Below are 12079 nucleotides of genomic sequence, written 5' to 3' on the forward strand. Positions count from 1 at the left end.
GACCGTACGGACCGTGACCCGAGCCGCCACACGCGCGCCCGGCCGCCCCCTACGGCGCGGGCCGGATCGGCGGCTTGGCCGGATCGTACATCCCGCTCCAGACCCGGTGCCCGGCAGGAAAACCCATGGCCACCAGGGTGTTGATGAGCATCCCGTACGCCATGAAGGTCGTCGTCTCGTTCACGTCGGCCCCCAGCGGGAGATGCACCGTGTCCCACAGCTCCATCCAGGCGGTGCGCACGGTCTCGCCGAACTCGCTGTCGCCCTCCGCCTCGACGGCGGCCACGGTGAGGTACGTCTGCATCTGCATCTGGAGCGTCTCGGGGTGCTCCGCGATCAGCCGCGTGTACGCGTTCGCCATGGCATGGAGGGCCTCCTCGCCCTCCAGCCCCTTCGACGCCTCCGCGAACACCCGGCAGGTGTCCTCGACGCACCGGAGCGAGGCCGCGGCGAAGATCGCCTTCTTGCTCGGGAAGAGCCGGAACAGGTACGGCTGCGACACTCCCACCCGCCTGGCGATCGCCTCGGTGGAGGTGCCGTGGTACCCGCGCCGAGAGAACTCCGCGACCGCCGCGCGGACGACGCTCTCGCGCCTGTCTTCTGCGCTCATCCTGACCATGCGACTAAGTTAGTACTCAATCACTAACTAAGTCCAGGTGAGCCCGCGCATCAGGACTCACCCCGCACAGGTAAGGGGCGCCCACCATTGCGGGCGCCCCTTACGAGGTGCTGTCAGGCCGATCGAGGCTCGGGTCGGACCGGGGCCGGGTCAGGCCAGTCGTACGACCGCCCGGGACATGCCGAGCACCTTCTGTCCGGCGCTGGTGGCCGTGAGGTCGACGCGGACGGCGTTGTCGTCCAGCTTGGCCGCCACCTTGGCGCTGACCTCGACCAGGGCCCCTTCGTCGTCGTCGGGGACGATCACGGGCTTGGTGAACCGGACGCCGTACTCGACGACCGCCCCCGGGTCGCCCACCCAGTCGGTCACCACGCGGACGGCCTCGGCCATGGTGAACATGCCGTGCGCGATGACGTCCGGCAGCCCGACCTCCCTGGCGAACCTCTCGTTCCAGTGGATCGGGTTGAAGTCCCCGGAGGCGCCCGCGTACCGCACGAGCGTGGCGCGGGTGACGGGGAAGGACTGGGCCGGCAGCTCGGTGCCGACCTCGACGGCGTCGTACGCGATCTTCGCGGTCATCCGCGTCACGCCTCCTCTTCCGGTTCCGGCGCCCGGGCCACGAGCTTGGTCCAGGCGGTCACCACCTGCTCGCCCGCCTCGTCGTGGACCTCGCCGCGGATGTCCAGGACGTCGTTCCCGGCCAGGGACTTGATGGACTCGATGGTCGAGGTGACGCTCAGGCGGTCGCCGGCGCGAACCGGGCGCACATAGGCGAACCGCTGGTCCCCGTGCACCACCCGACTGAAGTCCAGGCCGAGCTTGGGGTCCTGGACCACCAGTCCGGCGGCCTTGTACGTGATCGCGAAGACGAAGGTCGGCGGGGCGATCACATCGGGGTGGCCGAGCGCCTTGGCGGCCTCAGGGTCGCTGTAGGCGGGGTTCGTGTCGCCCACGGCCTCCGCGAACTCGCGGATCTTCTCCCGGCCGACCTCGTACGGATCGGTGGGCGGGTAGGACCGCCCCACGAAGGACTGGTCGAGCGCCATGCGTCCGGCACCTCCTGCTGGTTCCTCGTAGTTCCTCGGGTCCGGCGCCGCCGGACCCGCCGCAGGACGCGCGACCGCGCGGCCGGCTCCGTGGTCGGTGCCTGACCATGACAACGCCGCGAGGCCGCCCCCCTGGTTGCTGGGGACGGCCTCGCGAACGAGCCTTGATTATCGCGTCTCGCGGTGCGCGGTGTGCGCATTGCAACGCGGGCAGTGCTTCTTCATCTCAAGACGATCCGGGTTGTTGCGCCGGTTCTTCTTGGTGATGTAGTTCCGCTCCTTGCACTCCACGCAGGCCAGCGTGATCTTCGGGCGGACGTCGGTGGCAGCCACGTGAGTGCTCCTTGACGAACGGATGGGTCAATACAACGCAAGAAAGAGTAGCCGATCGAAGGACCGACCCCGCAATCGGCTACTGTCAGTAGCGGTGACCGGACTTGAACCGGTGACACAGCGATTATGAGCCGCTTGCTCTACCGACTGAGCTACACCGCTTTGATGCGATCGGGTCCCGCCTCTCGGCGGGAACCTCTCACACCAGAGCCCCAATACGGAATCGAACCGTAGACCTTCTCCTTACCATGGAGACGCTCTGCCGACTGAGCTATTGGGGCGAGCGATGAAGACATTACACGGTCGCCCGCCGTTCGCCCAAATCCGTTTCACGGCGCCCGTCCGGGCCTGTCGTCCGGCTCCCACCGGGTCCGCCGGCGGTGCCGTCCCAGGCGTTTCCCCGCGCCCCTCGGGCACCCTCCGGGCATCGCCCCGAGCCCTTCCGGCCGGTGGGCTCGAAGGCGCGGACGATGACGCACGGTGTGCGTACACGCCGGTACGACTATTGCGCTCCTCCCCGCGACGACCGGTTCGTCACCCTAGGCTCGGACTCACTCTGCGTGATCTTGCCTCCGGCGCGCAGCCGCCGCCCCCGACCCACAGGAGCGCGATGCCCGACAGCCGACCGCGGCCGCCCGGCCCGTCGTCCTCGTCGTCGGCGCGGGCCGACGGGACGCTGCTGTGCGGGGCCCGGCTCACCGACGGGCGGACGGTGGACGTCCGCCTGGGCGGCGGCCGCATCGAGGCCGTGGGCACGGTCGGCAGCCTGGCCGCGGACACCGTCGGCGCCCGGATCGACCTCCGCGGCTTTCTGCTTCTGCCGGCCCCCGCCGAACCGCACGCGCACGGCGACTCGGCCCTGTCCGCCGACACCGACGGGCCGGTGTCCTACGAGCCCGAGCAGGTGCAGCGCCGCACCACCGAGGCCGCACTGCTGCAACTCGGGCACGGCGCCACGGCCCTGCGCTCGCATGTGCGCATCGGCGATGTCCAGGGCCTGGAGGCGCTGAGCGCGGTGCTCGGGGCGCGGCGTTCGCTGCGCGGGCTCGCCGACCTGACGACCGTGGCGATGCCCCGGGTGCTGACCGGGGCCGCGGGGGCGGACGGGCTCGCGATGCTGCGGGACGCGATGAAGATGGGCGCCACGGCGGTGGGCGGCTGCCCGGACGCCGACCCTGATCCGACCGGATACGCGGAGGCCGTTCTGGAGTTGGCCGCCGAGTTCGGCTGCCCGGTGGACCTGCACACGGACGCCGCCGATCCGGCGCGCCTGGCACGGCTCGCCGCGATGTCCGGCGGCCTGCGTCCCGGGGTGACGCTCGGCCCGTGCGGGGGCCTCGGGCGCCTGTCGGCGGGAACCGCCGCGCGCAGCGCGGAACGGCTCGCGGCGGCGGGGGTGACGGTGGTCTGCCTGCCGCAAGGCCGCTGCGGAGCCGCCGAGGAGCGCGGCACGGCTCCGGTGCGGCTGCTGCGGGCGGCCGGGGTACGGGTCGCGGCGGGCAGCGGGGCGCTGCGGGACGTGTCCAACCCCGTGGGGCGGGGAGATCCGCTGGAGGCGGCCTTTCTGCTCGCGTCGCGGTACGGGCTGCCCCCGCAGGACGCGTACGACACCGTCAGCGCGGCGGCGCGGGCCGCGCTCGGGCTGCCCGAGGTGCGCGTGGAGGCCGGCTTCCCGGCGGAACTCCTCGCCGTGCGCGGTGACCGGCTCTCGAGCGCGCTGTCGCTCGCGTACAGCCGCATCGTCGTCCACCGGGGGCGCGTGGTGGCCCGCACGAGCGCGGTGCGGGAGTACTGCAACTCGGCGACGGCCGCCCTGGATCTGCCCCGGCAGGGGCGCACCGAGCACTGAGAGGCCGGGGGCGCGGGCCGGTGGCGTCGGGCGAGTCGCGGGTCCCGGCCGGGGCGGCGTGGGCCGGGGGCGCGGACCGGGGCGCGGACCGGTCGACGTCCGTGCGGGCACGTGGTCCGGGACAGGCGTACGGTCAAAGACATGCGCATTGTCATCGCTGGTGGTCATGGACAGATCGCGCTGCGGCTGGAGCGGTTGCTCGCCGCGCGCGGTGAGGAGGCCGTGGGGATCGTCCGCCGGGCGGAACACGCCGGCGACCTGCGGGCGGCGGGTGCCGAACCGGTCGTGTGCGACCTGGAGTCGGCGTCGCTGGAGCAGGTCGCCGCGCTCCTGGAAGGCGCCGACGCCGCCGTCTTCGCGGCGGGTGCGGGCCCGGGCAGCGGGGTCGACCGCAAGTTCACGGTGGACCGGGACGCGGCCGTCCTGTTCGCGGACGCGGCGGAACGGGCGGGCGTACGGCGGTTCGTCGTCGTCTCCTCGATGGGCGCCGATCCGGACCACCCCGGCGACGAGGTGTTCGACGTGTATCTGCGGGCGAAGGGGGAGGCCGACGCGTATGTGCGCGCCCACAGGTCTCTGGAGTGGACGATCCTGCGCCCCGGCGCGCTGACGGACGACGCGGGCAAGGGCCTCGTACGCCTGGAGGCGCACACCGGCCGCGGGCCCGTCCCGCGCGACGACGTGGCGGCGGTGCTCGCGGAACTCGTGGACACGCCCGCGACGGCCGGCCTGACCCTGGAACTGGTCGGCGGTTCCACGCCGGTGTCGGTGGCGGTGAAGTCGGTGGCGGGGAACTGAGACCCGGCCGGGCGGACCCGGACGGCGCTCGGAAGGCGCGTCAGAAGAGGGGGAGCTGGCCGGGGAACTCCGGGACGGCGTAACCGTCGAGGGCGGGCTGTGAGGTGTCGTCCGGCGCGAGTCGGCGTGAGCCGGGGCACGAGACGAGGTCTCCGCTCGGGCGTGTCCCGGGCGGGTCATGACGGGCGAACCGCCCCGCGACGACGGCGATGTCCCGGCGGCACTCGGGGCACTTCCTGCGGCGGGACGACATACGCCCAGCGTACGGGACGGCTACGAGCCTCTGCCCGGGATTGACGTTCCGTCACCCCCTTCCGGTGGCGGGAAGGGGGTGACGGGCCGTGTCGTCGCGGCGCTCCGGCCGGGCGGAGGCGGGCGCGTGGCGGGGGCGTGGCGGGCACCCGACAGGCGCGCGGCAAGGGCACGGCGGGTGAAGGTGGCGCGGCCGGTGGTGGTCGCGGCGGCCGGGGGGTGTGTCAGCGGTGGTCGCGGAGGAAGGCCGGGATGTCGGCGCGTGACGGGTAGTCGGGCAGGGGCGCGGGCCTGTCCTGCAGGAACGCGGTGATGACGGCGGCGGCTCGCCGGTTGTTGTCGTCGAGCCCGTTCCACATGTGGTGTCCGACCCCGGGCATGTACTGCGTGCGCCGCACGGCGGGGTCGTCGGCGAGCACGGCGGTCTCCCACTGGCGGACCTGCGAGGAGCACTCGGCGATCATCAGCATGGCGGGCGTCCGGGAGCGCCCGAGCCGCGCGGCTATGGAGGGCGAGTCCTCGACCGTCCGCTGGACCCGGAGGCTGGCGGCGGGGCTGAAGGAGAAGGTGCGTGCCGTGTCCTCCACCGGGATGCGGTGCGCGTCGCGCGCGCAGTACCCGGATGCGGTGTCGCCACCCAGGTCGGCGGCGGTGAACGCGTTGTCGCCCTCCGCCTGTCCGATCAGCCCGGTGCCGGGGCTGAGGAGCCCGAGCCGCATGAGGCCGAACACGACCGCGTACCGGGGCGTGCGGGTCGAGCGCGGCCCGCTGGGGGCGGGCGCGAGTCCGCGCGCGGAAGGCCGCCCCCGGTGTCCGGGGGCGTGCGCGGTGGGACCGTCCATCGGCCCGGGCTCGGCGATGATCGCCCGGTGCACGCGGGCCGCGACCCGAGGATCGGCCAGAGCTCGGGTGAGGACCGTCCCGCCCGAGGAGAACCCGAGAACGTCGGCCCTGCCCTTGCCCAGGCGGTCCAGGAACGCGGCGAGGTCGCGCACCGTCCTGGAGATCGTGTACTGCGCCATCGGAAGCAGGTCGCTGCGCCCGCCGCCGGCCTGCTCGAAGGCGTAGACGTCGTAGCCCTGACCCGCCAGGAGCCGCAGGAACCGGTGGTCGAGGACCGAGATGCCGCGGACGGGACCGCCGTTGAGGTACACGAGCGGAACGGGGTGCCGACCGCCCGTGCCCTCGGGCGGATAGTGGTACACGGCGACCCGGCTTCCCGTGGCCAGCCTCCAGTGCTGTGTGGTCACGAAGGGCAGGTCGGGCGGATACCGCCGCTCCGTGGGCGCGGTCGGCACGCACACCGACGCCGCCAGTGCCGCCGCGACGGCCACCGGCAGGAACGGCGCGAGCCGGGACGACCGGGACGGCCGGGTGGGAAGCCCCCGCGCCCGGCCGTCCCGGCTCGGGCGCGCTCGCCGCCCTCGCCGCACCGCGACGGCCGTCGCGACCGCGAAGGTCGCCAGCCATGCGGGGATCCCTGAGGCCGCCCCGTCCATGAGCACGAGGAGGGTCAGGAACAGCAGGATCCAGCCCGCCGCGACGGCCAGGGCCAGGAGAAGGCGTCCCGCTGCGCGAGCGAGGCGAGGTGGCGCGAACGTGAGCATGAGTCCCCCGTGGTCGTGACACGCATCGTTTTCGGAACCTTGTTCCAGAACAACGTTCCAGAACGACGTTACCAAAGCGGGTAGGCTGCTCGCCATGGGCAGGCCGAGAACGAACGACGAGACCGTCAAAGAGCGCTTGGTGGAGTGCGCGACCGAGATGCTCGCCACCCGGCCGCGCGAGTCCGTCACCGTCCGCGCCCTGGCCACTGCCGCCGGGACGTCCACGACCGCGGTGTACTCCCTGTTCGACGGCAAGGACGGACTGATCGAGGAGGTCCGCGAGCGTGCGGTCATGGGCCTGTTCCAGGACCTGTCGGCGGTGCCGACCTCCGAGGACCCGCTCGCCGACCTGTACGCGCTGGCCGCCGCCTACCGGCGCTGGGGGCGCGCGCACAGCCACCTCTACACCGTGCTGTTCGGCGGCGTACGGCCCTTCGACCCGTCGGGAGCCGTCGGCGCCGCGGACCCCGTCCGGCCCCTTCTGGCGGCCATCGACCGCGGCCTGGCGAAGTCCGTCCTCGCCGGCGAGGCGACGTCCATCGCCCTCTCCGTCTGGGTGACCCTGCACGGCCTGGTGACCTTCGAACTGACGGGCGCCCTCGACGCCGGCACGGCCGAGGCGACGTTCGACTCCACCCTCCACGCGACACTGCGCGGCTGGACGACCCCCGAGGTGTTCCAGCGCCTCCACCGGGCCGGCCGCGCCTCGTGACGACGGTGGCGGCCCGGGCCCACGCGGCCGTCTGACCGGCGCTCAGACCGAAGGCCCCCGGCGTTCATTCCCGGCGCAGGGCCAGCAGGGCCGCGTCGTCGTTCAGCCCGGAGCCGACGTACGCCCGCACGTCCGCGAGCAGTTCGTCCAGCAGTACCTCCGGGTCCCCGTGCGACAGGGCGGTCAGGCGCGGGGCGAGTGGATAGAAGCGGTCGGTGGCGTCCCGCGCCTCGGCCACACCGTCGGTGTAGAGCAACAGCAGGTCACCGCTGACGAGGTGGAGCGGGCAGGCCTGGTAGTCCCCACCGGCCAGGTCCCGCAGCCCGAGCGGCGGTGCGGCGACGGGCGGCTCCACCTCGCTGTACTCGCCGTTACGGCAGAGCAGCGGCGGGGGGTGTCCGCAGTTGACCACGACCGCCGGTCCGGGCGCGTCCGGAACACCGACCAGGACCGCCGTGACGAACTCCTCGGTCGTGGGACACCGCGCCAGCGCCGAGTCCAGCCGTCTGGCGACCTCGGCCAGATCCGGTTCGGCCCGCGCGGCCTCGCGGAAGACCCCGAGCACGTCCGCGGCCGTCTCCACCGCGGCCAAGCCCTTGCCGCGCACATCGCCGATGATCAGCCGTACGCCGTAGGGGGTGGGCATCGCCTCGTACAGGTCCCCGCCGATCCGCGCCTCGGCCTCCGCGGCCACATAGCGCACCGCCACCACCAGCGGCCCGATGCGGCGGGGCACGGGCCGCAGCAGCGCCCGCTGCGCGGCCTCGGCGACGGTGTGCACCCTGGCCAGTTCCCGCTCCTGGGTCGCCAGCACGATGACGCTGGCGCAGCTGAAGAAGGTGATCGCCGCGATCGTGCCCCCCGCGGTCGCGAGGACGGGGCCGGGCACGTTGATGTCGTACAGCGCCAGAGCGACGAAGAGCGCGCCGGCGAACACCCCCGCCGTCAGGGGGACCGTGGCCCGACGGGTGCCAATGCTCGCGAGGACGGGGAGGGTTGCGAGGACCGGGGAGAACGTGACATGGGTCCCCAGCACGACGTCGGCGACCACGGCCGCCAGGACCAGCGCGTACCCGGCGATCGCGAGGACGCGTGCCCTGCGGGGCAGCCAGGAGGAGCCCGCACCCGCGATGCCGAGGACACCGGACACTGGACCGCCCTTCCGCCGAACCGTGCTCCGTCCCCTCCACGGTCACTCGCCCACCGCTTTCCCGCGACAGCGGGAACATCAGCCGCAGGCAACGAAAAAGACCCCCTTCGACCATCCGTAGAGGCTGGTCGAAGGGGGTCTTCCCCAATGTGGCGGCGCCAGGATTCGAACCTGGGAAGGCTGAGCCGGCAGATTTACAGTCTGCTCCCTTTGGCCGCTCGGGCACACCGCCGGGGTTGCCGCCCTGGAGCCGCGCTTCCGCGGCGCTCCCTGGCAACGACGTAAACAATACCTGATCCGGCGGGGTGCTTCGCCACCCAATAGGTCGGCGTCCCGAAGGGCCTGGGTGGCTAGGCTTAGCCGGATGCGGCCCGGGTCCTCACCGGGCCGGGCGGCCTCGCCTCCGCGCGGTGGCGACCGCCCCGTTCGGCCGCTGTTCCACCCTGTTCCATCCCGATCCACCCCGATACTTAGGAGCCACAGGACATGGCCGACTCCAGTTTCGACATCGTCTCGAAAGTCGAGCGGCAGGAGGTCGACAACGCCCTCAACCAGGCCGCCAAGGAGATCTCCCAGCGGTACGACTTCAAGAACGTCGGCGCCTCGATCGCCTGGTCCGGCGAGAAGATCCTGATGCAGGCCAACTCCGAGGACCGGGTGAACGCCGTCCTCGACGTCTTCCAGTCGAAGCTGGTCAAGCGCGGGATCTCCCTGAAGTCGCTCGACGCCGGCGAGCCTCAGCTCTCCGGCAAGGAGTACAAGATCTTCGCCTCGATCGAGGAGGGCATCTCGCAGGAGAACGCCAAGAAGGTGGCGAAGATCATCCGCGACGAGGGCCCCAAGGGCATCAAGGCGCAGGTGCAGGGCGACGAGCTGCGCGTCACCTCCAAGAGCCGTGACGACCTCCAGGCAGTCATCGCCCTCCTCAAGGGCCAGGACTTCGAATTCGCGCTGCAGTTCGTGAACTACCGGTAGTCCGTTCGGCGGTACGGCGGAGGGTGGGCGCCCCGCGACGGGATGCCCACCCTCGTGCGTCGCGCCCCTGCCGCGCCGGAGCTCCTTGGGGCTCGCTCAGCGGCGCGAGTCACCGAAGAGCACGCGGTAGATGATCAGCAGCACCAGCGAGCCGCCGATCGCGGCGGCCCAGGTGGGGCCGTCGAAGAAGTGCTTGCTGATCGGGTGGTGCAGCCAGCGGGCGGAGATCCAGCCGCCGATGAAGGCACCCGCGACACCGATGAGGGTCGTGCCGATGAAACCGCCGGGGTCCTTGCCCGGCAGAAGGAACTTGGCTATGGCGCCCGCCAGGAGCCCCAGAAGAATCCAACCGACAATACCCATGCCCTGACCCCGCCTCTCCGCGCTGTGCCTGTGCTGTCCTCTTGCTCCGGCCAGGCTGTGTTCATTCGTCAAAACCGCCGGGGACGACAATCGGGCTCGATCTCGCGTTCGAGCGCACGAACACGCTCGCCGACGCCGAGGAAGACGCTTCCTTCCCAACCGCCGGTTGCAGGTATCCGCGGCCGACTGCGGGAGCCGCGCGCGAGGCGCCTCACGACACGGCCCGAGGCGCGACGGCACGCAGGCGGGGCCACCGACGGTTCGACCGCCGAAGAGCCGCGGCCCGTCCGGCTACACGGTCCGCGTCACGGCAGGCGCCCCCGTGCGGGTCGCGAAGTCCGGCCACAGCGCCAGGTCCGCGCCCTCGTGGGACTCCTCGTACCAGCCCGTGCCGTCGAGCCAGGCCTGAAGCCACTCCGCGAGGCTGGAAGCGTCCACGTACCAGGCCTGCCGGGCGTCGTCGGCGTTCGGCTCGTAGAGCAGCACCATGCCCTGCGGGGTGTCGCAGTCCACGCACGCGTACATTCCGCAGCCCCAGTGCGATATCGGCAGCAGGCCCTCGGGCCAGGGCCATGCGGGATCTCTGCGGCCGCTCTCACGGTTCGCGAGGTACTGCGGGACGGCGGCCGGCTCTCCGGAGGGCGCACTGTCGAGCAGGGGCAGCAGTCCGTACTCCGGGCCGAACCCGCCGTCGCCTACGCGCAGGTAGAGCGAGGCGAGCAGCGGGGGCAGGGTGAAGCCCAGGGTGGCCTCGGCGCGGGCGAGGGCGGCCTCCTCCACGGGCGCGGGAAGCGAAGGCCAGCCCCATGGGCGGACGTCGCGGGCCTGCTCCACCACCTTGTCCAGCAACTGCTCGTTCTCGGTCATGGGTTCATGATGCAGGCTGCCACCGACAACGGGACGGGCCTGTGGACAACTCGCGTCGCCTCGGCCCGTCCGCTCGTCAGCGCTGCGCGAAGGGCTCGCTGGTGGGGACGATCTCGCGCCCGAGAGGGAGCAGCGAGACGGGGATGAGCTTGAAGTTGGCGACGCCGAAGGGGATGCCGATGATCGTCAGGCACAGGGCGACGCCGGTGACGACATGGGCGAGCGCCAGCCACCAGCCCGCGAGGACCAGCCACAGGACATTGCCGATGCACGAGGGCGCCCCGGCGTCGCGGCGCTCGACCGTCGTATAGCCGAAGGGCCACAGCGCGTAGACGCCGATGCGGAACGCGGCGATGCCGAAGGGGATGCCGATGATGGTGAGGCAGAGCAGCGCGCCGGCCAGCACGTACCCGAGGAACAGCCAGAAGCCGCTCAGGACGAGCCATATGACGTTCAGGATTGCCTTCATCGGTGGCGACCTGCCATCTGTTCGAGCCGGGAGATGCGCTCCGCCATCGGCGGGTGCGTGGAGAACATCTTGGAGATTCCCTGCCCTGGACGGAAGGGGTTGGCGATCATCATGTGGCTCGCCGTCTCGATGCGCGGCTCGGGCGGCAGCGGAAGCTGCTGGGTGCCGGTCTCCAGTTTGCGCAGGGCGCTGGCCAGGGCGAGCGGGTCGCCGGTCAGCTGGGCGCCTGACGCGTCCGCCTCGTACTCCCTGGAACGGCTGATGGCGAGCTGGATGACGGTGGCCGCGAGCGGACCGAGGATCATGATGAGGAGCAGGCCGAGAAAGCCGGGACCGTCGTCGTCGTCCGAGCGGCCCACCGGGATCAGCCAGGCGAAGTTCACCAGGAACATGATCACGGAGGCGAGGGCGCCGGCGACCGAGGAGATCAGGATGTCGCGGTTGTAGACATGGCTCAGCTCGTGGCCGATCACTCCCCGCAGTTCCCGCTCGTCCAGCAGGCGGAGGATGCCGTCGGTGCAGCACACGGCGGCGTTGCGCGGGTTGCGGCCCGTCGCGAACGCGTTCGGTGCCTCCGTCGGGGAGATGTAGAGGCGGGGCATGGGCTGCCGGGCCTGGTTGGAGAGCTCGCGGACCATGCGGTACAGCCCGGGGGCCTCGAACTCGCTCACCGGGCGCGCACGCATCGCGCGTAGAGCCAGCTTGTCGCTGTTCCAGTACGCGTACGCGTTCGTGCCGAGCGCGATGAGGACGGCGACGATCAGCCCGGTGCGGCCGAAGAAGCTGCCGATGACGATGATGAGTGCGGACAGTCCCCCGAGGAGTACTGCGGTCCTTAGCCCGTTGTGCCGGCGGTGCACGGTACGCCCTCCAAGTGGTGCGGCAGGGGAACCCTTGTCTGCGAATGCTGTCGACTCCACCTCTCAGTGGACCCTCCCGTACTGGTCAACGCGAGGCGAGGAGCGCGAGTTCCCTGGCACGTATGCCGCGGCGGGTGGGCCGTCCGGGTGACGCGTCGGGGCGCGCCGCGTCGGCGCCG

Annotated in this window: 15 protein-coding genes and 3 tRNA genes; 4 read left to right on the plus strand and 14 right to left on the minus strand. The window is 71.9% G+C overall.

Annotated elements, in window-relative coordinates; translation table 11 throughout:
• Positions 1-49 precede the first annotated feature (49 nt).
• The 6 genes from AB0C59_RS01045 to AB0C59_RS01070 all read right to left on the minus strand — a co-directional run bounded on the left by AB0C59_RS01045 (position 50) and on the right by AB0C59_RS01070 (position 2279).
• Positions 50-619 (minus strand): helix-turn-helix domain-containing protein, encoded by a 570-nt coding sequence (locus AB0C59_RS01045; protein ID WP_362999999.1) that lies wholly within the window; start codon positions 617-619, stop codon positions 50-52.
• 150 nt (positions 620-769) lie between these two features.
• Positions 770-1198 carry a MaoC family dehydratase gene (locus AB0C59_RS01050; protein ID WP_363000000.1) on the minus strand — a complete coding sequence of 143 codons (429 nt, stop codon included), beginning with the start codon at positions 1196-1198 and terminating at the stop codon, positions 770-772.
• A 5-nt stretch (positions 1199-1203) separates the two neighbouring features.
• The gene (locus AB0C59_RS01055; RefSeq protein WP_363000001.1) at positions 1204-1665 is read right to left on the minus strand and encodes a MaoC family dehydratase N-terminal domain-containing protein; all 462 of its coding nucleotides are present in this window, start codon (positions 1663-1665) and stop codon (positions 1204-1206) included.
• Between the two features lie 168 nt (positions 1666-1833).
• Entirely contained in the window at positions 1834-1998 is a 165-nt protein-coding gene (gene rpmG, locus AB0C59_RS01060; protein ID WP_003948671.1) for a 50S ribosomal protein L33, read from the minus strand.
• A gap of 89 nt (positions 1999-2087) precedes the next feature.
• Positions 2088-2160 (minus strand) — tRNA-Met (locus tag AB0C59_RS01065).
• Positions 2161-2206: 46 nt separating this feature from the next.
• Positions 2207-2279 (minus strand) — tRNA-Thr (locus AB0C59_RS01070).
• A 329-nt stretch (positions 2280-2608) separates the two neighbouring features.
• On the opposite strand from AB0C59_RS01070, the gene AB0C59_RS01075 reads away from it, so the two are divergent.
• Both AB0C59_RS01075 and AB0C59_RS01080 read left to right on the plus strand, forming a co-directional pair.
• The gene (locus AB0C59_RS01075) at positions 2609-3847 is read left to right on the plus strand and encodes an amidohydrolase family protein (RefSeq protein WP_363000002.1); all 1239 of its coding nucleotides are present in this window, start codon (positions 2609-2611) and stop codon (positions 3845-3847) included.
• A gap of 141 nt (positions 3848-3988) precedes the next feature.
• Positions 3989-4645 (plus strand): SDR family oxidoreductase, encoded by a 657-nt coding sequence (locus AB0C59_RS01080; RefSeq protein ID WP_363000003.1) that lies wholly within the window; start codon positions 3989-3991, stop codon positions 4643-4645.
• A gap of 40 nt (positions 4646-4685) precedes the next feature.
• Here the strand turns inward: AB0C59_RS01080 and AB0C59_RS01085 are convergent, their stop codons facing one another.
• Together AB0C59_RS01085 and AB0C59_RS01090 are read right to left on the minus strand one after the other, a co-directional pair.
• Positions 4686-4898, minus strand: coding sequence for a hypothetical protein (locus AB0C59_RS01085; protein ID WP_363000004.1), 213 nt, complete (start codon positions 4896-4898; stop codon positions 4686-4688).
• Positions 4899-5121: 223 nt separating this feature from the next.
• On the minus strand, positions 5122-6504 hold the full coding sequence (locus tag AB0C59_RS01090) for an alpha/beta hydrolase (RefSeq protein WP_363000005.1): 1383 nt from the start codon (positions 6502-6504) through the stop codon (positions 5122-5124).
• A 94-nt stretch (positions 6505-6598) separates the two neighbouring features.
• On the opposite strand from AB0C59_RS01090, the gene AB0C59_RS01095 reads away from it, so the two are divergent.
• Positions 6599-7216 (plus strand): TetR/AcrR family transcriptional regulator, encoded by a 618-nt coding sequence (locus tag AB0C59_RS01095; RefSeq protein ID WP_363000006.1) that lies wholly within the window; start codon positions 6599-6601, stop codon positions 7214-7216.
• Between the two features lie 64 nt (positions 7217-7280).
• Here the strand turns inward: AB0C59_RS01095 and AB0C59_RS01100 are convergent, their stop codons facing one another.
• Both AB0C59_RS01100 and AB0C59_RS01105 read right to left on the minus strand, forming a co-directional pair.
• The gene (locus tag AB0C59_RS01100; protein WP_363000007.1) at positions 7281-8366 is read right to left on the minus strand and encodes a PP2C family protein-serine/threonine phosphatase; all 1086 of its coding nucleotides are present in this window, start codon (positions 8364-8366) and stop codon (positions 7281-7283) included.
• A gap of 150 nt (positions 8367-8516) precedes the next feature.
• Positions 8517-8598 (minus strand) — tRNA-Tyr (locus AB0C59_RS01105).
• A 254-nt stretch (positions 8599-8852) separates the two neighbouring features.
• Between AB0C59_RS01105 and AB0C59_RS01110 the strand changes: the two genes are divergently transcribed.
• Entirely contained in the window at positions 8853-9341 is a 489-nt protein-coding gene (locus AB0C59_RS01110) for a YajQ family cyclic di-GMP-binding protein (RefSeq protein WP_363000008.1), read from the plus strand.
• Positions 9342-9437: 96 nt separating this feature from the next.
• Here the strand turns inward: AB0C59_RS01110 and AB0C59_RS01115 are convergent, their stop codons facing one another.
• From AB0C59_RS01115 to htpX, 4 genes are all read right to left on the minus strand, one after another.
• On the minus strand, positions 9438-9704 hold the full coding sequence (locus AB0C59_RS01115) for a GlsB/YeaQ/YmgE family stress response membrane protein (RefSeq protein ID WP_363000009.1): 267 nt from the start codon (positions 9702-9704) through the stop codon (positions 9438-9440).
• A gap of 291 nt (positions 9705-9995) precedes the next feature.
• Positions 9996-10571, minus strand: coding sequence for an SMI1/KNR4 family protein (locus AB0C59_RS01120; RefSeq protein WP_363000010.1), 576 nt, complete (start codon positions 10569-10571; stop codon positions 9996-9998).
• A 76-nt stretch (positions 10572-10647) separates the two neighbouring features.
• Positions 10648-11040 carry a YccF domain-containing protein gene (locus AB0C59_RS01125; protein ID WP_363000011.1) on the minus strand — a complete coding sequence of 131 codons (393 nt, stop codon included), beginning with the start codon at positions 11038-11040 and terminating at the stop codon, positions 10648-10650.
• Entirely contained in the window at positions 11037-11900 is an 864-nt protein-coding gene (gene htpX, locus AB0C59_RS01130) for a zinc metalloprotease HtpX (protein ID WP_363000012.1), read from the minus strand. Before htpX ends, AB0C59_RS01125 begins: the two co-directional genes overlap by 4 nt.
• Between the last annotated feature and the right edge of the window lie 179 nt (positions 11901-12079).

It is taken from the genome of Streptomyces sp. NPDC048664 (assembly GCF_040650555.1).
Taxonomy (GTDB): Bacteria; Actinomycetota; Actinomycetes; order Streptomycetales; family Streptomycetaceae; genus Streptomyces.